The organism is Serratia sp. NA_112.1 (assembly GCF_052691715.1).
This window is the reverse complement of record NZ_JBQZFO010000008.1, coordinates 79,337-98,439: the sequence shown is the minus strand read 5'-3', so window position 1 is coordinate 98,439 and position 19,103 is coordinate 79,337. Positions and strand designations below refer to the sequence as shown.

24 protein-coding genes and 2 pseudogenes are annotated in these 19,103 nt (G+C 55.2%); 20 read left to right on the top strand and 6 right to left on the bottom strand.

Features of this window, described 5'->3' with window-relative positions; translation table 11 throughout:
* Nucleotides 1–354 carry a hypothetical protein gene (locus ACUTQ5_RS16285; protein WP_445652101.1) on the bottom strand — a complete coding sequence of 118 codons (354 nt, stop codon included), beginning with the start codon at nt 352–354 and terminating at the stop codon, nt 1–3.
* Nucleotides 351–497 carry a SymE family type I addiction module toxin gene (locus ACUTQ5_RS16280; RefSeq protein WP_445652100.1) on the bottom strand — a complete coding sequence of 49 codons (147 nt, stop codon included), beginning with the start codon at nt 495–497 and terminating at the stop codon, nt 351–353. The genes ACUTQ5_RS16285 and ACUTQ5_RS16280 overlap by 4 nt, the downstream gene beginning before the upstream one ends.
* Before the next feature lie 203 nt (nt 498–700).
* Here ACUTQ5_RS16280 and ACUTQ5_RS16275 point away from each other — a divergent pair.
* From ACUTQ5_RS16275 to ACUTQ5_RS16265, 3 genes and pseudogenes are all read left to right on the top strand, one after another.
* Nucleotides 701–1,261, top strand: a pseudogene (locus ACUTQ5_RS16275) (hemagglutinin repeat-containing protein); the annotation flags it as partial.
* Nucleotides 1,262–1,264: 3 nt separating this feature from the next.
* Nucleotides 1,265–1,978 (top strand): annotated as a pseudogene (locus ACUTQ5_RS16270) (IS3 family transposase); the annotation flags it as partial.
* A 144-nt stretch (nt 1,979–2,122) separates the two neighbouring features.
* Nucleotides 2,123–2,800, top strand: a complete 678-nt coding sequence (locus ACUTQ5_RS16265) for a hypothetical protein (RefSeq protein WP_445652099.1) — start codon at nt 2,123–2,125, stop codon at nt 2,798–2,800.
* A 90-nt stretch (nt 2,801–2,890) separates the two neighbouring features.
* Here ACUTQ5_RS16265 and uriH read toward each other — a convergent pair whose 3' ends face one another.
* Complete coding sequence (gene uriH / locus ACUTQ5_RS16260) at nt 2,891–3,835, bottom strand: uridine-preferring nucleoside hydrolase UriH (protein WP_445652098.1); 945 nt, start codon at nt 3,833–3,835, stop codon at nt 2,891–2,893.
* Between the two features lie 211 nt (nt 3,836–4,046).
* Here uriH and ACUTQ5_RS16255 point away from each other — a divergent pair, with 211 nt between their 5' ends.
* Together ACUTQ5_RS16255 and ACUTQ5_RS16250 are read left to right on the top strand one after the other, a co-directional pair.
* Nucleotides 4,047–4,340 carry a zinc ribbon domain-containing protein gene (locus tag ACUTQ5_RS16255; RefSeq protein ID WP_445652097.1) on the top strand — a complete coding sequence of 98 codons (294 nt, stop codon included), beginning with the start codon at nt 4,047–4,049 and terminating at the stop codon, nt 4,338–4,340.
* Nucleotides 4,337–4,714 carry a hypothetical protein gene (locus ACUTQ5_RS16250; RefSeq protein ID WP_445652096.1) on the top strand — a complete coding sequence of 126 codons (378 nt, stop codon included), beginning with the start codon at nt 4,337–4,339 and terminating at the stop codon, nt 4,712–4,714. The genes ACUTQ5_RS16255 and ACUTQ5_RS16250 overlap by 4 nt, the downstream gene beginning before the upstream one ends.
* Here the strand turns inward: ACUTQ5_RS16250 and aaeR are convergent.
* Nucleotides 4,677–5,588 carry an HTH-type transcriptional activator AaeR gene (gene aaeR, locus ACUTQ5_RS16245; RefSeq protein ID WP_445652095.1) on the bottom strand — a complete coding sequence of 304 codons (912 nt, stop codon included), beginning with the start codon at nt 5,586–5,588 and terminating at the stop codon, nt 4,677–4,679. The genes ACUTQ5_RS16250 and aaeR overlap by 38 nt on opposite strands.
* A gap of 308 nt (nt 5,589–5,896) precedes the next feature.
* On the opposite strand from aaeR, the gene aaeX reads away from it, so the two are divergent.
* The 5 genes from aaeX to ACUTQ5_RS16220 all read left to right on the top strand — a co-directional run bounded on the left by aaeX (nt 5,897) and on the right by ACUTQ5_RS16220 (nt 10,008).
* The gene (aaeX, locus tag ACUTQ5_RS16240; RefSeq protein ID WP_012147087.1) at nt 5,897–6,100 is read left to right on the top strand and encodes a p-hydroxybenzoic acid efflux pump operon protein AaeX; all 204 of its coding nucleotides are present in this window, start codon (nt 5,897–5,899) and stop codon (nt 6,098–6,100) included.
* 7 nt (nt 6,101–6,107) lie between these two features.
* On the top strand, nt 6,108–7,043 hold the full coding sequence (aaeA, locus tag ACUTQ5_RS16235) for a p-hydroxybenzoic acid efflux pump subunit AaeA (RefSeq protein WP_445652094.1): 936 nt from the start codon (nt 6,108–6,110) through the stop codon (nt 7,041–7,043).
* Nucleotides 7,043–9,010, top strand: a complete 1,968-nt coding sequence (gene aaeB / locus ACUTQ5_RS16230; RefSeq protein ID WP_445652093.1) for a p-hydroxybenzoic acid efflux pump subunit AaeB — start codon at nt 7,043–7,045, stop codon at nt 9,008–9,010. Before aaeA ends, aaeB begins: the two co-directional genes overlap by 1 nt.
* Nucleotides 9,011–9,253: 243 nt before the next feature.
* Nucleotides 9,254–9,703, top strand: a complete 450-nt coding sequence (locus ACUTQ5_RS16225; RefSeq protein WP_445652092.1) for a ribonuclease — start codon at nt 9,254–9,256, stop codon at nt 9,701–9,703.
* Between the two features lie 5 nt (nt 9,704–9,708).
* Nucleotides 9,709–10,008, top strand: a complete 300-nt coding sequence (locus ACUTQ5_RS16220) for a barstar family protein (protein ID WP_445652091.1) — start codon at nt 9,709–9,711, stop codon at nt 10,006–10,008.
* A gap of 30 nt (nt 10,009–10,038) precedes the next feature.
* Here ACUTQ5_RS16220 and yjgA read toward each other — a convergent pair whose 3' ends face one another.
* Nucleotides 10,039–10,587: a ribosome biogenesis factor YjgA gene (yjgA, locus tag ACUTQ5_RS16215; RefSeq protein WP_012147082.1), complete on the bottom strand. Its 549-nt coding sequence runs from the start codon at nt 10,585–10,587 to the stop codon at nt 10,039–10,041.
* Nucleotides 10,588–10,764: 177 nt separating this feature from the next.
* Here yjgA and pmbA point away from each other — a divergent pair, with 177 nt between their 5' ends.
* Complete coding sequence (gene pmbA / locus ACUTQ5_RS16210) at nt 10,765–12,105, top strand: metalloprotease PmbA (protein ID WP_445652090.1); 1,341 nt, start codon at nt 10,765–10,767, stop codon at nt 12,103–12,105.
* A gap of 146 nt (nt 12,106–12,251) precedes the next feature.
* The gene (cybC, locus tag ACUTQ5_RS16205) at nt 12,252–12,638 is read left to right on the top strand and encodes a cytochrome b562 (RefSeq protein WP_445652089.1); all 387 of its coding nucleotides are present in this window, start codon (nt 12,252–12,254) and stop codon (nt 12,636–12,638) included.
* 57 nt (nt 12,639–12,695) lie between these two features.
* Here cybC and rnk read toward each other — a convergent pair whose 3' ends face one another.
* Nucleotides 12,696–13,106, bottom strand: a complete 411-nt coding sequence (gene rnk / locus ACUTQ5_RS16200; protein ID WP_261092743.1) for a nucleoside diphosphate kinase regulator — start codon at nt 13,104–13,106, stop codon at nt 12,696–12,698.
* Nucleotides 13,107–13,528: 422 nt separating this feature from the next.
* Here rnk and ACUTQ5_RS16195 point away from each other — a divergent pair, with 422 nt between their 5' ends.
* The 8 genes from ACUTQ5_RS16195 to dagF all read left to right on the top strand — a co-directional run bounded on the left by ACUTQ5_RS16195 (nt 13,529) and on the right by dagF (nt 19,082).
* Nucleotides 13,529–13,876 carry a glycine dehydrogenase gene (locus ACUTQ5_RS16195; RefSeq protein WP_261096135.1) on the top strand — a complete coding sequence of 116 codons (348 nt, stop codon included), beginning with the start codon at nt 13,529–13,531 and terminating at the stop codon, nt 13,874–13,876.
* A 34-nt stretch (nt 13,877–13,910) separates the two neighbouring features.
* A complete protein-coding gene (locus tag ACUTQ5_RS16190; RefSeq protein WP_445652088.1) occupies nt 13,911–14,276 on the top strand; it encodes an SFCGS family glycine-rich protein in 366 nt (121 codons plus the stop codon).
* The gene (locus ACUTQ5_RS16185) at nt 14,276–14,572 is read left to right on the top strand and encodes a DUF4312 family protein (protein WP_445652087.1); all 297 of its coding nucleotides are present in this window, start codon (nt 14,276–14,278) and stop codon (nt 14,570–14,572) included. Before ACUTQ5_RS16190 ends, ACUTQ5_RS16185 begins: the two co-directional genes overlap by 1 nt.
* 30 nt (nt 14,573–14,602) lie before the next feature.
* Nucleotides 14,603–15,379: a DUF4311 domain-containing protein gene (locus ACUTQ5_RS16180; RefSeq protein WP_234586484.1), complete on the top strand. Its 777-nt coding sequence runs from the start codon at nt 14,603–14,605 to the stop codon at nt 15,377–15,379.
* Between the two features lie 11 nt (nt 15,380–15,390).
* On the top strand, nt 15,391–16,041 hold the full coding sequence (locus ACUTQ5_RS16175; protein WP_445652152.1) for a DUF4310 family protein: 651 nt from the start codon (nt 15,391–15,393) through the stop codon (nt 16,039–16,041).
* Between the two features lie 62 nt (nt 16,042–16,103).
* The gene (locus ACUTQ5_RS16170; protein ID WP_445652086.1) at nt 16,104–17,243 is read left to right on the top strand and encodes an amidohydrolase/deacetylase family metallohydrolase; all 1,140 of its coding nucleotides are present in this window, start codon (nt 16,104–16,106) and stop codon (nt 17,241–17,243) included.
* Complete coding sequence (locus ACUTQ5_RS16165; protein WP_445652085.1) at nt 17,227–18,345, top strand: DgaE family pyridoxal phosphate-dependent ammonia lyase; 1,119 nt, start codon at nt 17,227–17,229, stop codon at nt 18,343–18,345. Before ACUTQ5_RS16170 ends, ACUTQ5_RS16165 begins: the two co-directional genes overlap by 17 nt.
* Nucleotides 18,342–19,082, top strand: a complete 741-nt coding sequence (dagF, locus tag ACUTQ5_RS16160; RefSeq protein ID WP_130382137.1) for a 2-dehydro-3-deoxy-phosphogluconate aldolase — start codon at nt 18,342–18,344, stop codon at nt 19,080–19,082. Before ACUTQ5_RS16165 ends, dagF begins: the two co-directional genes overlap by 4 nt.
* The last annotated feature ends 21 nt before the right edge of the window (nt 19,083–19,103 follow it).

Below are 19,103 nucleotides of genomic sequence, written 5' to 3'. Positions count from 1 at the left end.
CTATGCCCTAAAAACCTCCACTTCCCGCCGCTCCCGCCGCTGCAACCGGATCACACCGGGCACGGCGGTGATCTCCAGCTGTTCCGCGTCGGTAATCCCGGACGCGGTAAGCCAGTCACCGCCGATAATCAGCTCGCCGTTATCTCTCACCCAGTCCGCCCCTAAATCTTGCCGGTCTTGGCTGGCCTCGCACAGCGCTTCCCAGGAGGCTTCGTCGGTGACGGTGGTGATCCAGAGCCGGTGATGCTGGAGCGTCAGTTGTAGCGGCGTCCCTGCACTAAATCCCAGTGCTGCCAGTGAAGCACCAGCGATGATCAGCTCCGGGATCGGTTCAGGGGTAAAGGTGATGTTCATGCGGCGCCCTCCGTGGCCGGTGCGATGCGGATGATTAACTGCCCCGGCTCGGTGATCACCTCGATCCGCTGGTCGGTGGTAAAGCCGATTTGCCTATGCCGCCGCCACCGAAGCGCAATCGCACTACTGGCTGAACGAGACAAAAACCAGCGGCGTGTTCAGCGGCGGCGGCAAGGCGCATATCGGTGGCGCGGACGTGATCGCGGATAAGAACCTTAACGTGGTGGCGGGTGAGCTCAGTGTCGATCCGGGCAATGATCTGCTGCGGCGTAAAGAGCGTTACGAGCAGAAGCAAAGCGGATTGACGCTGTCGGTCTCCAGCCCTATCACCGATACGCTGTTGGCGATGAATGACTCGCTAAAGCGTGCGGACGATACCGGCGATGGCAGGCTAAAAGCGCTGTATGCGGTACAGGCTGCCCGTGCAGGGTGGGTTAACTCACAGGCCAGTGCCGATCAGGAGCAGGGGCTGGCGAAAGGTGAGCTTTCCAACAGTGTGAAGGTGCAGCTGAGTGTTGGAGCGAGCAAGAGCACCTCCGAGTCTGAGCAGGCACAAAATCAGGTACGTGGGAGCAACCTGACGGCAGGCGGCGATGCTACTTTGGTCGCGACCGGGTCGAAAGGCACCAGCGGTGATCTGCACGTCAGCGGTAACGGTATCACCGGCAACAAGGTGACGCTGGCGGCGCAAAACGATTTATTGCTGGAGGTGGCTGGCAACAACCGAGAACAGACCAGCAAAAACAACAGCAGCGGCTGGAATGCCGGGGTGCATATTTCACTGGGGCAGGAAACGGGGATTGGCGTCTCGGCCAGTGGTGATCAATCGAAAGGCGCGACAGACGGCAAAAGTACCGATTACGTTAACTCTCGGGTGAATGCAAGGGACGAACTGAGCCTCTGCAGTGGACGCGATTGCCGCGATGACCGGGCCCTCACGCAGCGGATACGGGAGATTGCAGAAACCCGCATTCGTTATGGTGTGCAGCGGATCCATATCCTGCTGCGGCGCGAGGGCTGCCTGGTTAACCACAAGAAAACCCATCGGATTTACTGTCTGGAAGGGTTGAACCTGCGGTCAAAACGCCCGCGGCGGCACGTGACGGCTAGGCAGAGGCGTATCCGCCCGGCCGTGACCGCTGTAGATAGATCAGTGCTGGAGCATGGATTTCGTTGCTGATAATCTGTTCAACGGACGCCGGATCTGTGCGCTGACTGTAGTCGATAATTTTAGTCGTGAATGCGTGGCGGTCGAGGTAGGCCCGGGACTTCGCGGTGACGATGTGGTCGCCGTGATGGAACGGAGCAGGCAGACACAGCAGCGTGTACCACAGCGGCTACAGACGGACAACGGCAGCGAATTGATCGTTGGGCGTATGAAAACCGGGTAACGATGGACTTCTCACGCCCTGGGAAGCCCACAGATAACGCCCTGGTTGAGTCATTTAACGGCAGCCTGCGTGATGAATGTTTGAACGTGCACTGGTTCCTGTCACTGGAAGATGCTCAGGAGAAGATCGAGCACTGGCGGCAGGAATATAACCAGTACCGGCCACATTCCTCGTTAAATAACCAGACTCCGGAGGAATTTGTCCGAAGCCTGCAAAAAAGCCCGGATCTCTGATTTATCCTGGCACCGATATTGGGAAGGGATCAAGAGAGTAATTTAAAATCATTGGCTTCAGATTTGGAGGCCATAAATGATTTTAAATCATAAAGATAAATAAAACCCAACATGATGTTGGAATATTACTAACAAGGAGCAGTAATGAAAAAAGTTCTGTGTGTTTCCATGGCGAGCAGCATGCTGTTATTAACCGCCTGTTCATCCACAAATAATGTAGAAAAAGTCACCGCCGCTAATGGCAGTAGTGTTGGTGTGAAGACTTTCTTTGCTCTGCCTGAAAATAATAATCATCAATATGCCGATACTAAGTTGCGTATTGTCACTCAGGCCAATACTGGCGTCGGTGTGGGGTTGTCGGTTTTAACCTCAGTGCTTGCTGGTGGCCTTTCTGCCAGTACCTTCAGCAAGGATACGTTGAAAGGCAGCAGCGTAGATACGTTGCCAGAGCCGACCAAAAGCTATTTGGTGCCTAAGGCCAAGGTTGTTATCGCCGACTGGTTGCAAAAGAACGGTGCCGGCTACAGCTACAAGAATAATTTGAATATCACCCCCGCCAGATGGCTGCTGGTGTATCAGGAGCTGGCGAAAAGTGATACTCCATTCGAACTGCGCTACGCCGTTACCTTTTATAAGCGACCTGAGGGGGGAAGCATGTTCTCAGCCTTCGACCAATTCAAATGCACCCCAACCCCGCGTTTGGCATCACTGGCACAGTGGCAAGCCAGTGATTATGCGATGGTGAAGCAGGTCACCGCGGAATATATGGATGACTGCCTTAGCCAGTTGGATGGGCAATTAACCGCATTATTAAAGCGCTAGTTTCCTTCTCCGCGATAAACCCAGGCCGGGCGGCAATCCAAAAGCTACCCGGCCTGCCGCCTTACTATTACCTGCCTTATACGCCGCAGCTTAAACCCTCACTTCCCCAATCCTCTCCAGTGCATTCACCACCAAATCCCAAAACTTATCCTGATCCAGTTTTACCGCCACCTGGGTGTGGCAGTCCGGCGGCGGCGCGGCGCGGAAGTCGGCCACCGTCATACCCAGCGTCAGGGTGCCGGTCAGTTCGATATCTACCGGGACTTTACGTACAGTCATCACTTCGGGGTCAATCACATAGGCCACCGCGCAAGGATCGTGTACTGGCGGGGCGCTAAAGCCCTGCGCCTGTTGATACATCTTGCCAAAGAAATCAAGCAGTTCGCCGACAAATCTGGCCGGTCCGGTTTGGATATCGGCAATGCGGGCACAGACTTCTGGCGTGGCGAGTGCCTGATGGGTCAGATCTAGCCCGACCATGGTCAGCGGCCACTTTTCATTGAATACGATGTGTGCTGCTTCCGGATCGATCTTGATATTAAATTCGGCCACCGCGCTCCAGTTGCCCACGTGGTAACCGCCGCCCATCAGCACCACTTCCTTCACCCGGTCAGCAATGCGTGGTTCTTTGCGTACTGCCATGGCAATGTTGGTGAGGCCGCCGGTCGGTACCAGCGTCACGCTGCCCGGCGGGTGAGCCATGATGGTATCGATGATCAGATCTACCGCGTGGCAGGGTTCCAGCGTCAGCGTTGGCTCCGGTAACACCGGGCCATCTAGGCCGGATTCGCCATGGATATCGGGTGCGACTTCTATCTGGCGTACCAGCGGGCGTGGGCAGCCGGCAGCAAAGGGCACACCGGTAATATTGGCGATGCGCGCGACGGCCAGCGCATTGCGAGTGACCTTATCCAGCGTTTGGTTGCCCACCACGGTGGTCACGGCCAACAGATCGATCTGTGGGTTACCCCAGGCCAGCAGCATGGCGATCGCATCGTCATGTCCCGGATCGCAGTCCAGTATGATTTTTTTCATTGTTATTTGTTCCTGATGCAGGGAGAGGTCACCGCAGCATAGCGCAACGCTAGCCGGCGGGGTAATGACCGATAATGCTTTTTGTTAACCACATCAAAGCGTTGCTGGTATGGCGGTGTAATTAAACGTAAATATCTCTCGCTGTGCTTTACCCTGGAGTTTACTCCAGGGTTTATTCTGTCACCCGGCGTAAAGCAAAGAGGAGAAGGCGATGAGCCTGTTGAAAAAGCTCTTGGGGCAAGGCGGTATTGGCGGCGGACATCAACGCTCAGGGCATCGCAGTGGCCACCATGGCAACCGTTATAATCAGCACGGCGATCAGGGGCCGCAATGCCTGCAATGTCAGGCACCTAACAAGCCAGGTGCCCGTTATTGCCATCGTTGTGGTCAGCCTTTTGAGACGGCGGTGGCACAATGCAGCGGATGTTCCGCTCCCTTGCCGCCAGGTAGCCGTTTTTGCCAGCAATGCGGCAAGGCAGTTAATACTACTGGAGGGCAACCATGACAAAACGTGGATGGAGTGTGGCCGTGCTGTTGGCGGCAATGGCGTTATGGACGCTGCTGGCCTGGGGGGTTTCTGGCGTATTGGGCTGGTTGCCCGCACTAATGGGGCTGGCGCAGAATGGTTCGGCGCAGTTGGCACCGCAGCTTACCGGGGTGCTCAGCCTGGTGCCACAGGCGCTATTGGACACTTGGCTGCCGCAGTTGCAGCAACTGGGGAACTGGCTGGTCGGGTCTTTCCCACTGCTGCTCACCTGGGTGAAGTATGCCGTCTGGTTAATCTGGGGACTGGGCATGCTGGCATTACTGGTGCTTGGCGCCTTGGCGGGTCGTGTGCTGCTCAGCGATAGCCCTGATAGACTTCCCCCACGCGCTTAAAGTACTCGGTCAGATAATTGATGCACACCTGCACCTTGAGCGGCAGCTTATCTTTCTCGGTGTACACCGCGTACACCGGGCGAGGATCCGAATGATAGTTTTTGAACAGGATCTCGATCTCTCCGCGTTTGATCTCATCGATCACCCACATTAGCGGGGCATAGGCGATACCCGCTCCGGCTTTCAGCCAGCGGATCATGGTTTGTGAATCGTTGGTGACGAAACGCCCCTGCGGTGAGATGCGCGTGCTGATGCCTTCTGGCGCGATCAGCTCGAACTCGCTATCTGGTCGCACGCTGTATTCCAGCCAGGAAAAATTGACCATATCGCTGGGTTTTAGTGGCGTGCCGTGTTGGCTGAGATAGCTTTTGGCGGCGCACACCACCATCGGCATTGAACCCAGGCGTTTGGAGAACAGGCTGGAATCCTGCAGCGCACCGGTGCGGATCACCACATCCAACCCGTCGGCGATCAGATCCGGTGCCGGGATGCCGGTTACCAGGTTCACCGTCAGGCCGGGGTACTCTTTCAGCATATCGGCAGTCATGGTTGCCAGCACGTTTTGCGCCATGGTGGACGAGCTACCAATACGCAGCGTGCCGGTCGGCGTATTGTTAAACGCGTACAGCTGCTCATGCACTTCGCTGGCTTCCAGCAGCATGCGGCGACAGCCCTGATAATAGATTTTTCCGGCCTCCGTCAGGCCAATGCTGCGCGTACTGCGGTTGAGCAGCTTGACCTGCAGCTCATTCTCCAGTTTGGAGACGGTCTGGCTGATAGATGAAACGCTCATATCCAACTGGCGCGCTGCCGCAGTAAATGACCCGCATTCAACCACTTTGGCGAATACCGACATCCGTTTTAGTCTTTCCATTATTCACTCTGGCTTAAAAGTGATTTAGATCACAGATTGTTGATGACTTGATAGTAAGCACGCTAATATAAACAGGTCGGGTGAAAAGACCTTACTAACGCGCGAGTGCGATCGGCAGCGCCATGGTGGCCGATCCCTCCGATATCCTCGCAGTCCCTATCGCGGATGTACGCTCCAGAGTTTACTCTTATTTCAGGTTCCTGACCTGTCTGGGCCAGAATTTGTGGTGCGTGTCCGCTAAAATGTAAAGAGAATGTGAATGGATAGAGTTCTTAACGCCCGGCGCAGTGAGTGATAAGGAAAAATTAATGAGTTTGCTTCCGGTTATGGTCATTTTCGGACTGTCTTTTCCCCCAATATTTTTTGAGTTGCTGCTCTCGCTGGCGCTGTTTTTTTTGCTGCGCCGCCTGCTGCAACCCACCGGGATTTACGATTTTGTCTGGCATCCAGCGCTGTTTAATACCGCGCTGTACTGCTGTTTGTTCTATCTGATTACCTGTCTTTTCGTTTGAGGTCGCTGTGAAAAATTTTTCAATAAAAATAGCCCGGATCGCGATCACTCTGATTCTGGTCCTGCTGGGGATCGTTGCCATATTCAAGGCCTGGGTGTTTTACACCGAATCCCCCTGGACGCGTGACGCCAAGTTTACCGCTGACGTGGTGGCAATTGCTCCGGACGTCACTGGTCTGTTGACCGATGTTCCTCTGGTGGATAACCAACTGGTGAAGAAAGGGCAGGTGCTGTTGGTTATCGACCAGCCGCGCTACCAACAGGCACTGGCGCAAGCCAATGCCGATGTCGCCTACTACCAGACGCTGGCGGCAGAAAAAAGACGTGAAGCCGGCCGCCGTGTGCGCCTCGGTGTGCAGGCGATGTCGCAGGAAGAGATCGACCAGGCGAATAACGTTTTGCAAACCGTAGAACATCAGTTGGCGAAGGCCGTAGCGACCCGTGAACTGGCTAAATTGGATCTGGAACGGACCACGGTGCGCGCACCGGCCGACGGGTGGATCACCAACCTGAACGTGCATGCCGGTGAATACATCACCCGGGGTTCAGTCGCCGTGGCGCTGGTGAAGAAAAACAGCTTCTACATTCTGGCCTATCTGGAAGAAACCAAGCTCAATGGCCTGAACAAAGGCGACCGTGCGGAAATCACCCCGCTGGGTAGCAACCGTATTATGCATGGCACCGTCGATAGCTTGGCTGCCGCCGTCAACAACAGCAGCAGCACCGTGAACAGCAAAGGGCTGGCGTCGATCGACAGTAACCTGGAGTGGGTGCGTCTGGCGCAGCGCGTGCCGGTGAAAATCCTGCTGGATGACAAAGACCAATTGCACCCGTACCCGGCGGGCACCACCGCCACCGTGGTGATCACCGGTAAGAATGACCGTGCTACCGACAGCGGCTCGCCTTTTGTTCGCTTGATGCATCGGCTGCGTGAGTTCGGTTAATGAATAACCCAACTTTTATCCGGCTGAGATTTGCCTTCAAACTTAGTTTTGCGGTGGTGTTTGCGTTGTTCGTCGGCTTCCATCTCAATCTGGAAACCCCACGCTGGTCGGCGATGACCGCCGCCATCGTGGCCGCCGGCACGGCCTTTGCCGCGGGCGGCGAGCCTTTTTCCGGTGCTATTCGCCATCGCGGTTGGCTGCGTATTATCGGCACATTTATCGGCTGCTTTGTCGGCATAGCGATTATCGTTACTACGGCGCGTGCACCGGTGGTGATGTTGTTGCTGTGCTGCATCTGGGCCGGCTTTTGTACCTGGATCTCCTCCCTGGTTAAAGTTGAAAACTCCTATGCCTGGGGCCTGGCGGGTTATACCGCGCTGATCATTATTGTCACCGTTGCCAGCAGTGAAGCGCATCTGCTGGAAGCGCCGCAGTTCGCTATTGAGCGCTGCAGCGAGATCGTGCTGGGGATCGTCAGCGCCGTGCTGGCGGACTTGCTGTTCTCGCCGCGCTCAATCAAACAGGATATCGATCGGGTGGTGGATAAACTGCTGGTGGATCAGTACCTGTTGATGCAGATGTGCATCAGCAATGCTGAGAAAGAAGATATCGACCGCGCCTGGAGCAATTTGGTGAAGAGTACCACTGCGCTGAACGGCATGCGCAGTAACCTGATGATGGAGTCATCACGCTGGCAAAAGGCGAATCGCCGTATTCTGGCGCTGCATACGCTTTCGCTAACCTTGATTACCCAGGCCTGCGAGACCTATTTAATCCTGTTGAATCACCCGGATGCGCTGAAAGAAAATGTTCGTGAGTTGCTGATGGTACCGGCCCAAACGCCGCAGGAAATCCATAAACGCATGAAGTTGTTGCGGCAGGTGCTGACGACCAACCGTACCGACGAGACATTAGTAACCATCACCAGTTGGGTAGGGGCGGCCACTCGCTACCTGCTGCTGGCCAAAGGTGTACATACCAACAGCAGCATCAGTTCGGTAGAAGAAGGGGTGTTGAGCAGTGAGGTGGTGGTTAAACCGACCTCGGCGGAAGGCCACCACGCGATGATTAACGGCCTGCGTACCTTTGTGGCGACGGCTTTTGGCAGCCTGCTGTGGCTGTGGACCGGCTGGACCTCCGGCAGCGGCTTTATGGTGATCATTGCGGTGATCACCTCCTTGGCGATGCGCACCCCGGCACCGCGCATGGTGGCGATGGACTTTATACTGGGCATGCTGGCGGCGATCCCGGTCGGCTCACTGTACTTTATGGTGATCCTGCCGGCGACGCAGCAAAGTATTTTACTGCTGTGCCTCAGCCTGGGCCTGCTGGCGTTTTTCATCGGTATCGAAGTACAAAAACGGCGGTTGGGTTCGCTCGGCCTGCTGGCGGGGACCATCAATATTCTGGTATTGAGCAACCCGATGGAGTTCAACGTCACGCAGTTCCTCGATGGTGCACTCGGCCAGTTCCTCGGCAGCTGTGTGGGCCTGATGGTGCTGCTGCTGATTCGCGATAACTCGCGTGAACGCACTGGTCGCACGCTGCTGAACCAGTTTGTCGGCAGTGCGGTATCTGCGCTGACCACCAAGGCCTCACGCCGTCAGCAAAACCACCTGCCTGCGCTGTATCAGCAGTTGAATCAGTTGCTGATGATGTTCCCGAACGATATTGCCAAGTACCGATTGGCGCTGAACCTGATTATTGCTCACCAGCGTATGCAGCGAGCTGAGATCCCAGTTAGCGAGGAGCTTTCGGCTTTCCATAAGCAGATCCGCAATACCGCCGACCACATGGTCTCGGCGAAAAACGACGTAAAACGTGCTTATTATTACGATCGGTTGTTGAGCGAAATGAACGATTATCAGCAGAAACTGGTGGATTATCAGGCTCCGCTCAGCGTCACCGGGCCGGTAAAACGTCTGGCCGACATGCTGTATCGCTACCGCCACGCCCTGATTGACTAATACCTCAAATATTCTTGCCGGGGCTATACTTGCCTGAGATAGCCCCGTTTCAGAGTTGCACTGAGTGCCTGACCGGCTGCAAAATGGCATAATTAGCTTGAACGGGTGATGCAGGTTGTTCGGCGCGCTTTCCCTGAAGTGAAAACGTTACAAGCCAGTCATCTCTGCTTCATCCTTTTCATCTATAAATCCAACCAGCATGGGTGCTGATGCACCCCTGTCGGCCATAAATCAGGGACAGCAATGAACAAGCGGATCCTCGTGGCGATTGTTATCGCCGTTGTGATAGCCGGTTTTAATGCACTGCGCAGTAGCGATCGGGTGATTGCCAACGTACCGGCGGTGGCCGAAGGTCAGAGTATTGACCAACTGACGCAGCAGCAAAGGGTGGTGAGCTATCTGCAGCAGCACCAGCGGCTGCCGGACTATTACATCACCAAGAAGCAGGCGCGTGAACAGGGGTGGGATGCACGTAACGGTAATCTGTGTTCGGTGTTGCCGGGCAAAGCGATTGGCGGCGATCGTTTCTCAAACCGTGAAGGGCAACTGCCCACGGCCCGCAGTCGGGTATGGCGTGAGGCGGATATCAATTATCAATGCGGCCGGCGCGGCGCCGATCGTTTGCTGTATTCCAGCGACGGCCTGATTTTTGTCACGCGTGACCATTATAAAAACTTCATTCGGGTGGAGTGAGCTTGATGGTAAAAGTAGAGTTCGATTTTAATCAGATTAACGATTTGCCGGCTTTTTACCGCGACTTCGCGCAAAAGTTTGCGCTGGATGAGCCGTTTGGTGCCAATCTGGATGCACTTTGGGATGTGGTGACGGCGGACATCGGTTTGCCGGTGGAGATAGAATTTACCCATCTCAATGCCCGCAGCAAACGTCGCTTTGGCGCGATAATCCTGTTGTTTGAAGAGGCGGAGGAAGAGCTGGAAGGCAGCCTGCGTTTCAATATCCGTGAAAGTAGCGGTGAACCTGCACATCACCGGGGATGAACTGGGTTCATCCCGTGGTGACGGCGGCGATCATTCTGCAGTCTCGGCCAGATCGCGCAGGTACTGGAAGATTTGACGGTAGGCTTTCGGCGGCTTGTTAGCGGCTTTCTCTTTCTGTGCGTTACGCACCAGTGAGCGCAGCTGCTGGCGATCGGCTTCCGGATACAACGCCAAAATCGGCGGGATCGCGTCATCACCTTCTTCGACCAGGCGGTCACGTAATGCTTCCAGCTTGTGGAACAGCGAAACCTGTTGGTTATGGCGGTTCTTCAGTTTGTCGAGCGCGGTCTGAATCGGCTCTACGTCGCGGGCGCGCAACATCTTGCCAATCAGCTGCAGCTGACGGCGGCGACCTTCTTTTTTGATTTTCTGTGCCAGATCAATCGCAGCGCGCAAATCTTCATCCAGCGGGATGCGTTCCAGCGCGTTCTTGCCCAGCTCGACCAGTTCAACGCCCAGGTCTTTCAGCGCTTCGGCATCACGTTTAATTTCACTTTTACTGACCCAGATAATCTCGTCATCTTCCTCGTCAATGTTCTCCGGGACATCGTCGAGCCAGTCTTCAGGCTGTTTATTCATGGTAGGCTCCGTTAAAAAGAGGCTAATCCTAACAGGTTGCCGGCTTTATGCGAAATTCCACGCGGTTCCTGTTAGACTCAAAAGCATAAATCTCATGTTTTTTGCGCGTGACTCCGCGCGCAACCACGCCGCCACGGCACTTTTCTCAACGATTTTCTGATTAAGTATGGCAGATTGATGAAAGTAGTCACTCAAGTTGCACAGCAGCGCAAGGCGCTGGAACAGGCCGTTTCACAGGCTTTGGAACTGGCGCGCGCCAGTTCTGATGCGGCAGAAGTTGCCGTGACCAAATCTACCGGTATCAGCGTCAGCACTCGCTTTGGCGAAGTGGAGAACGTTGAGTTCAACAGCGATGGCGCGTTGGGCATTACCGTCTATCACCAGCAACGCAAAGGCAGCGCTTCTTCCACCGATCTCAGCCCGGATGCCATTGCCCGCACCGTGCAGGCGGCGCTGGATATTGCGCGTTACACCTCGGTAGATCCGAACGCCGGCCCGGCGGAAAAGGACCTGTTGGCGTTTGAAGCACCGGACTTGGATCTGTTCCATCCGGCAGAACTGGACGCCGAACGCGGTATCGAATTGGCTGCTCGCGCAGAGCAGGCTTCGCTGGCGGCTGACAAGCGCATCACCAATACTGAAGGCGGCAGTTTTAACAGCCACTACGGCATCAAGGTGTTCGGCAACAGTCATGGCATGCTGCAAAGCTACTGTTCCAGCCGGCACTCGCTGTCGAGCTGCGTGATTGCTGAGCAGGATGGTGATATGGAGCGCGACTACGCCTATACCATCGGTCGTGCGATGGGCGATCTGGAAAGCCCTGAATGGGTGGGGCAGGAATGTGCCCGTCGCACGCTGTCGCGCCTGGCGCCGCGCAAGCTGTCTACCATGACCGCCCCGGTGCTGTTTGCTTCCGAGGTGGCGACCGGCCTGTTCGGGCATTTGGTTGGCGCCATCAGTGGCAGCAGCGTTTACCGTAAATCCACTTTCCTGCTGGATTCTTTGGGCAAGCAGATCCTGCCGGAATGGCTGACCATTGAAGAACACCCGCACCTACTGAAAGGTCTGGCTTCCACGCCGTTCGACAGCGAAGGCGTACGCACCCAACGGCGCGACATCGTTAAAGATGGCGTACTGCAAACCTGGCTGCTGACCAGCTATGCGGCCCGCAAGCTCGGTATGCACAGCACCGGGCACGCAGGCGGTATTCACAACTGGCGCATTGCCGGGCAGGGTAATGACTTTGCCGGCATGCTGAAGCAACTGGGCAGGGGCCTGGTGGTGACCGAACTGATGGGCCAGGGCGTTAGCGGTATCACCGGTGACTACTCGCGTGGCGCCGCCGGTTTTTGGGTGGAAAACGGCGAGATCCAGTATCCGGTCAGCGAGATCACCATCGCCGGCAACCTCAAGGATATGCTGCGCAACATTGTCAGCGTGGGCAGCGACATCGAAACCCGCAGCAACATCCAGTGTGGTTCCGTGTTGTTGCCGGACATGAAAATTGCCGGTCAGTAAACCTGGCTTACGGCTGGCCGCTCCGATTGCCAGCCGCATCACTTCCCCGTTTTAACCTTGCTTACAAATCTCTGGTTTTGATTTTCCGCTCCTTTGCCTATGTTTAGGCTGGGTCAAATAAAACAATAACTGGAAGGTGAGCAAGCATGTCGAACAAATTGAAAGCGCTTATGGCATTGACGCTGCTGGGTGCCAGTTCACTGGCGGTCGCGGCCGATCTGGCCGACGATATGGATACCATCGCAGGCAATTACAAAAAGGTGCTGAGCACCGACTCCACCGATACCCTCAAACAAAGCTTGCAGAATATGCGTGCTGCGGCAGTGGATGCCAAGCAAAGCAAGCCGCCAAAAATGGAAGACAAGGCCAACGATAGCCCAGAGATAAAAGATTTCCACCACGGGCTGGATACGCTGATCGGCCAGATCGATCAGTCGCTGGCGCTGGCTAATCAGGGCAAGCTGGCCGAAGCCAAACAGGTTGCGCAGGGCTTCAAGCAAACCCGCGACGCCAACCACAAGAAGTTCCGTTAAGGTTTTCGGACAAGGCAGGGCACAGAAAGGGCGGCAGGATACCGCCCTGATAACCGCTTAGCGGTGGTATTCACCTGCCGCTTCCGGCTGGTACAACAGTTCCAGCACTTCGATATGAGCTTCCTCACCGTTCGGCAACTGCCAGGTAATCTGGTTACCTATGTGCATCCCCAACAGGGCTGCGCCCAAAGGTGCCATTACCGAAAGCTGTTCGTGGCTGTCCTTCAGCGAAGCCGGGTAAACCAGCGTCCGCACGTGTTCTTCTGCAGTATGCAGATCGCGGAAACGCACGCGGCTGTTCATGGTCACCACGTTGGCTGGGATCTGGGATGGCGGCAGAATTTCGGCGCGATCCAGCTCGATGTTCAGCGCGGTGGCGACATCGGTGTTGGCAAAGGCCGGTTGTGCCAATAGTGCATCCAGGCGCTCCGCATCCAGCTCATTAATAGTAATGGTTGGTTTGGTCATTCCACTCTCCAGTCAAATCAAAGGGCGCAGGTTACGCGCCCATAAATTCGGAAAAACAGCACAAAAGCAACACCCCCGCGCCAGAGGAACGGGGGTGTTGTTGATGTCAAATTGTCTTACCGATAGTAGGCGGTTAGGCGGGGAAAAGAAAGAGATCCCGATCACGAAGCTTTTCACCACCGCTGGGCGAACTGGAAACAGTTTGTGGTGTTATCTTTTTGTAATTTAATTGAATGATCTGGCAAATGCTTATTTTGCGAAATGGATCCCTGATGGTCACTGAATTTCCACTTCCAACTGGAAAAAAACAGGCTACACAGGAAATCCTCCCGGGGTTAGGGTAAAGGCATCAGAGAAGGCGGGTTATTCAGGTGATGCTGTGCAATTGACCGAATCATGTTTGGATCTAGGGGTACTGAAAAGTGAATGATGGATCTGTTGCGATAGAAAATAGTGAGCAACCCGATGTCAGCCTGGCCGGGACAATCACCGAACAGGTGCTGGCAGGTATTACCGAGATGCTAAACACCGAGGGCATTTATACCAACGCGGTACAGCAACAGATGCTGGAGTCGCATATTCGTGCCATGGTGCTACGTTCAATAACCGGCGAGCCATTACCGGAAGTCGATAAATCACTGTTTGATGAAATTTCGGCGGAATCAATGCAAATGGCCGAGCGGGTAGTGGGGCAGTTTGCCACTTTACCGATCGAAGAGGCTTATTTGTTGTCCGTCCATTTTGAAGTGGCAAAAGATAATAACCAATAGCAGTTAACGAATTAATTTAATCAGGAGAAATACCATGGGTCAGATTATCGTAGTGATTGGCGATCGTTTGGGTAAAGGTCAGAAAGTGGGTCAGGGCATTGAAAATGCAGGTGGAAAAGCCATTGTTATCCCTGGCGTAGCGGCAGATATGAAGCTGGGCGACGTGATGAAAGCGGAAGGCGCGCAGTTGGGTATTTCTTTCTGCGGCAGCGGCGGTGCAGGGGCAATTACCGCTCAGACCAAATACGGCTACAAAGCCAAATACGGCATGCGCTCGATTGATGAAGGCGTGACGGCAATTAACGAAGGTTGCACCGTGTTGGGTTTCGGTTTTATGGATAAAGAAGAGCTGGGGCAAAGGCTGGTTGAGGCCTACGTTAAAAAACACGGCAATCCGTAATGAAAGAACAATATACAACGTCGGTAAAGGTAGAGGGCAAGGGCGACAGCAAAGCGAAAGCTTTTGCTTCTGCCTTGGCCAATGTGCAGGCCGCGGTATTAAAATCCACCAGTAATATTCTGCTGCGAATTGAACCGCAGGATGTCAGCGTATTAAGAGCGGAAGAGAAAATAACAAAAGAAAAGTTTCTATTCTTCTTTCTGCCGCGCGAAAGAAAGAATTATTCCGTATCTCTGGAAATAACCGTGAACGTGACAATCATCAATACAGAAAAAGTTGTCTTCGTCACGAAATAAAAACGTTAGCATAAATCAAAGGGTATACTGATGTTTTTAATCATCTTGTTTAAGTCGCTTATTATCGGCGGACTGGTGGGGGTTGGCGTAGGGGCCGGCGCCGCGCGCATGTTCCATGCCCCAACCACTCAGGGCATGGGCGCTTTCCGTACCTTGGGCGAGCTGAACTCCTGCGAGGGCGATCCGGCTTCCCATTTCTCATTCGGTCTGGGCTTCTTCTTCAACGCTTGGGCGTCTTCCGTGGCGGCGGGGGCCTTCACGCAGGACGTTGACCACCGCATCATCCCACACTGGGGGGCGGCAGCGTTGATGGTCAAGAACCGCAACCTGGCGCAAACGCTGCACGACCCGAAAAAAATGGCTATCGCCTGCGGCATTATCGGCATGTTGGTGGTGGCTTTCCTCAATACCACCGCTTCTGCAGTGCCTGCTGCGCTGCAGGTGACGGCGATTAAAGTGTTGGTGCCGGCAGCTAACCTGCTGGTGAACACCGTGATGCCGGTGATCTTCTGGCTGGCGGCTATCGACGCCGGGCGTCGCTCCGGTTTCTGGGGCACAATCTTCGGCGGCCTGGCGCAGCTGATTATGGGCAACGCGGTACCGGGTCTGGTGCTGGGTATCCTGATTGGTAAAGGCGTGGAAGAAAGCGGCTGGAACAAAATCACCAAGATCATGATGGCCGTGATCGTGCTGTTGTTCGTGCTGAGCGGTTTCTTCCGTGGCTTCGACATGAAAGTCCTCGAGTCCTTCAGCCTCGGTGTGCCGGGCTGGCTGGATGTCATTCACAATACTCTGAGCGGTAAATAAGGAGCTGGATGATGGAAGAACAAACCCAAAAAGGCTTCTGGTATGCCGACTGGTCATTCCCGATTTTTGTTGGCCTGCTCTCGTCCGGCGTGTTCGCCGGGACGCACATGTACTACCTGTACGGTATCGGTGCCTTTAACGAAGTGGCCTTCGTTTCCATGCTGCGGGCCGGAATGGATACCGGCATTTATGGCGCGGTGGCGGCATTTGGTGCCAGCTTCCTATTTGCGCGCATCATCGAAGGCTCGCTGGTAGGGATCCTGGACATTGGTGGTGCAATCCAGACCGGTGTAGGCCTGGGAGTGCCAGCACTGTTGCTCGGGGCAGGCATTATCTTCCCGGTTGCCAACTTTGCCGCCTCGCTAATTACCGGCCTGGTGATCGGCCTGGCGATTGGCTACCTGATCATTCTGGCGCGTAAATTTACCATCAACCAGAGCAACTCCACCTACGGGGCGGACGTGATGATGGGCGCAGGTAACTCTTCCGGTCGTTTCCTGGGGCCGTTGATCATCCTGTCGGCGATGACCGCCTCGATTCCGATTGGCATTGGTTCATTGCTCGGGGCACTGCTGTTCTATATCTGGAATAAGCCAATCACCGGCGGGGCGATCCTCGGGGCGATGCTGTTAGGGGCTATTTTCCCGGTAGCCATCGCTTAAATGCGACTGTGATTGTTGGGGAGCGGCATGCCGCTCCCCTGCTTGAAAAGGAGTAATGCAGTATGTATGACTTAGTAATCAGACGCGCCAGACTGGCGGATGGCCGACTGGTCGATTTGGCGGTTCAGGACGGCAAGATTGCCGAGATCGGGCAACTGGCCGAAGACGTTCGCGCGCATCGGCTATGGGATCTGGCGGGCAATCACCACCTGAGTGCCGGCTGGATCGACTCTCACGTGCATTGCTACCCTTCCTCGCCGATTTACCATGACGAACCGGATTTGGTCGGCACTGCCTGTGGCGTCACTACGGTAGTTGACGCTGGTAGCACCGGCACTGACGATGTAGATACGTTTTATGCACTGACGCGCCGTGCTAAAACCAACGTTTTTGCCTTCCTGAATATTTCGCGCATCGGTCTGTTGAGACAGAACGAATTGGCAGACCTGGCTGATATCGATAAGCAGAAAGTCAGCCAGGCGATCGGTGAACACCCGGGTTTTATCATTGGTATCAAGGCGCGTATGAGCAGCAGCGTGGTCGGCCAGAATGGTACCCGGCCGTTGGTGCTTGCCAAAGAGATCCAACGGGAAAATAACCAATTGCCGCTGATGGTGCATATCGGTAATAACCCTCCGGATCTCGATGAGATCGCCGATCTGCTGACCCGTGGCGACATTATTACCCACTGCTACAACGGCAAGCCAAATCGTATCCTGACCCCGGCGGGCACGCTGCGTGATTCTATCCAGCGTGCGCTACAGCGCGGTGTGTTGCTCGACGTTGGCCACGGCAGTGCCAGCTTCAGTTTTGAGGTCGCCCGGCAGGCGATATCACTGGGCATTTTGCCGCATACCATCAGTTCCGATATTTACTGCCGCAACCGCATGGCCGGGCCGGTACACAGCCTGGCGACGGTGATGTCCAAATTCTTCAGCGTCGGGTTGTCGCTGCCGCAGGTGATCGCCTGCGTGACTGAGAATGCTGCGTCGGCGCTACGCCTGGTCAATAAGGGCCAGCTCGAAGTGGGTTGTGACGCCGATTTCACCCTGTTTGATCTCCGCCAGGGGCCGCAGGTGTTTGCCGATTCAGAAGGGCAATCGGCAGCCGGCCAACAGTTGCTGGTTCCGCTGGCCGCGGTGGTGGCCGGGGAAATCCTATTAACCGATGAAGGGAAAGCCGCTCATGTCTTCGATTTATGAAAAATATAATTTAAAACAAGTCATTAATACTTCAGGCCGTATGACCATGCTTGGCGTGTCCACACCGCGTCAGGACGTTATTGACGCGGTTGACTATGGCCTGAATCACTATTTTGAAATCAAGGATCTGGTCGACAAGACCGGGGCCTATATCGCCAATCTGTTGAATGTCGAAAATGCGGTGATCGTTTCCTGCGCCTCGGCAGGCATCGCCCAGTCGGTGGCGGCACTGATCGTCAAAGATGACGCCAACCTGTTGGTGAATTTGCACTTTGCGCCGATTACCGTACCGCGCGAAATCGTGTTGCCGCGTGGCCATAACGTCAACTTCGGCGCACCGGTCGACACCATGGTGGCACTGGGTGGCGGCAAAGTGGTCGAGGCGGGTTATGCCAACGAGTGTTCTGCTGAGCAGCTCGAAGCCTGCATCACGCCGCAGACCGCCGCTATTCTCTATATCAAGTCGCACCACTGCGTGCAGAAAAGCATTCTTTCCGTTGAACAGGCGGTGGTGGTGGCGCGTAAGCATAACCTGCCACTGATCGTCGACGCTGCGGCGGAAGAAGATTTGCTGTGTTACTACCAGATGGGGGCCGACCTGGTGATTTACAGCGGTGCCAAAGCCATCGAAGGCCCCACCAGCGGGTTGGTTATTGGCAAGAAGCAATACGTCGAGTGGGTGAAGCTGCAATCCGGCGGCATCGGTCGGGCGATGAAAGTGGGCAAAGAGGGGATCCTCGGCCTGACGCAGGCGATCGAAAGCTATCTGACGTTGGAGAAAACCACCGGTCAGCAAATGGTGGAAAGAATGACGCCGTTTATCGACAGCCTGAACACCCTGACCGGCATCAGCGCCAAAACCGTCTGGGACAGTGCCGGCCGCGATATTGCGCGGGCAGAGATCACTTTTGACGAAGCGGTGCTTGGGCGTTCGACCTACGACATCGTGCAGGCGCTGAAAACCGGCGATATCGCTATCTACTTCCGTGGCTATAAGGCCAACGAAGGCAAGATTGAAGTGGATGTGCGCAGCGTTGATCAGCAACAGCTGATGACCGTCTTCACCTGTATTAAAAATCTGTTCACGGAGAAACAAGCATGAAGCTGCAACCTAACTACTATCGCGATCGCGTGTGCCTCAACGTATTGGCCGGCTCGAAAGACAATGCGCAGGACATTTATGCGGCGGCGGAAGGGCACGTGCTGGTGGGCGTTCTGTCCAAGAATTACCCGGACGTCGACAGCGCGGTGGCAGACATGCAGCGCTATGCGCGGCTGATTGAAAATGCGCTGTCGGTGGGGCTGGGCGCGGGAGATCCGAAACAATCGGCGATGGTCAGCCTGATTTCTCAGCAGGTGCAGCCACAACATGTAAACCAGGTGTTTACCGGTGTCGGTGCCAGCCGCGCGCTGCTGGGCCAAAATGACAGCGTGGTCAATGGCCTGGTGTCACCTACCGGCCGAGTCGGCTGGGTGAAAATCTCGACCGGCCCGCTGAGTGCTGCGGCACCGGACGGCATTGTGCCGGTGGAAACCGCCATTGCCCTGTTAAAGGATATGGGTGGCAGCTCAATCAAATATTTCCCGATGGGCGGGCTGGCGTGCAAAGAAGAATACCAGTATGTGGCCCAGGCCTGCGCCGAACATGACTTTATGCTGGAGCCGACCGGTGGCATTGATCTGGAAAATTTTGAGCCGATCGTCGAGATCGCACTGGCTGCGGGTGTGAAACGGGTGATCCCACATATCTACAGCTCCATCATCGACTCTGCTACTGGCAACACTCGCCCACAGGACGTTAAAACCCTGCTGGCAATCACCAAAAAACTGGTCGGGTAAACGCATTATCGGATGACGTAA

Coding starts and splice junctions, on each gene's coding strand:
- ACUTQ5_RS16250 (WP_445652096.1), top strand. CDS start 4,337: ATGACAAAACGTGGATGGAGTGTGGCCGTGCTGTTGGCGGCAATGGCG.
- ACUTQ5_RS16225 (WP_445652092.1), top strand. CDS start 9,254: ATGAACAAGCGGATCCTCGTGGCGATTGTTATCGCCGTTGTGATAGCC.
- ACUTQ5_RS16190 (WP_445652088.1), top strand. CDS start 13,911: ATGGGTCAGATTATCGTAGTGATTGGCGATCGTTTGGGTAAAGGTCAG.
- rnk (WP_261092743.1), bottom strand. CDS start 13,106: ATGACCAAACCAACCATTACTATTAATGAGCTGGATGCGGAGCGCCTG.
- aaeR (WP_445652095.1), bottom strand. CDS start 5,588: ATGGAAAGACTAAAACGGATGTCGGTATTCGCCAAAGTGGTTGAATGC.
- aaeX (WP_012147087.1), top strand. CDS start 5,897: ATGAGTTTGCTTCCGGTTATGGTCATTTTCGGACTGTCTTTTCCCCCA.
- ACUTQ5_RS16165 (WP_445652085.1), top strand. CDS start 17,227: ATGTCTTCGATTTATGAAAAATATAATTTAAAACAAGTCATTAATACT.
- yjgA (WP_012147082.1), bottom strand. CDS start 10,587: ATGAATAAACAGCCTGAAGACTGGCTCGACGATGTCCCGGAGAACATT.
- ACUTQ5_RS16170 (WP_445652086.1), top strand. CDS start 16,104: ATGTATGACTTAGTAATCAGACGCGCCAGACTGGCGGATGGCCGACTG.
- cybC (WP_445652089.1), top strand. CDS start 12,252: ATGTCGAACAAATTGAAAGCGCTTATGGCATTGACGCTGCTGGGTGCC.
- dagF (WP_130382137.1), top strand. CDS start 18,342: ATGAAGCTGCAACCTAACTACTATCGCGATCGCGTGTGCCTCAACGTA.
- pmbA (WP_445652090.1), top strand. CDS start 10,765: ATGAAAGTAGTCACTCAAGTTGCACAGCAGCGCAAGGCGCTGGAACAG.
- ACUTQ5_RS16220 (WP_445652091.1), top strand. CDS start 9,709: ATGGTAAAAGTAGAGTTCGATTTTAATCAGATTAACGATTTGCCGGCT.
- ACUTQ5_RS16185 (WP_445652087.1), top strand. CDS start 14,276: ATGAAAGAACAATATACAACGTCGGTAAAGGTAGAGGGCAAGGGCGAC.
- uriH (WP_445652098.1), bottom strand. CDS start 3,835: ATGAAAAAAATCATACTGGACTGCGATCCGGGACATGACGATGCGATC.
- ACUTQ5_RS16180 (WP_234586484.1), top strand. CDS start 14,603: ATGTTTTTAATCATCTTGTTTAAGTCGCTTATTATCGGCGGACTGGTG.
- ACUTQ5_RS16265 (WP_445652099.1), top strand. CDS start 2,123: ATGAAAAAAGTTCTGTGTGTTTCCATGGCGAGCAGCATGCTGTTATTA.
- ACUTQ5_RS16285 (WP_445652101.1), bottom strand. CDS start 354: ATGAACATCACCTTTACCCCTGAACCGATCCCGGAGCTGATCATCGCT.
- ACUTQ5_RS16255 (WP_445652097.1), top strand. CDS start 4,047: ATGAGCCTGTTGAAAAAGCTCTTGGGGCAAGGCGGTATTGGCGGCGGA.
- ACUTQ5_RS16175 (WP_445652152.1), top strand. CDS start 15,391: ATGGAAGAACAAACCCAAAAAGGCTTCTGGTATGCCGACTGGTCATTC.
- aaeB (WP_445652093.1), top strand. CDS start 7,043: ATGAATAACCCAACTTTTATCCGGCTGAGATTTGCCTTCAAACTTAGT.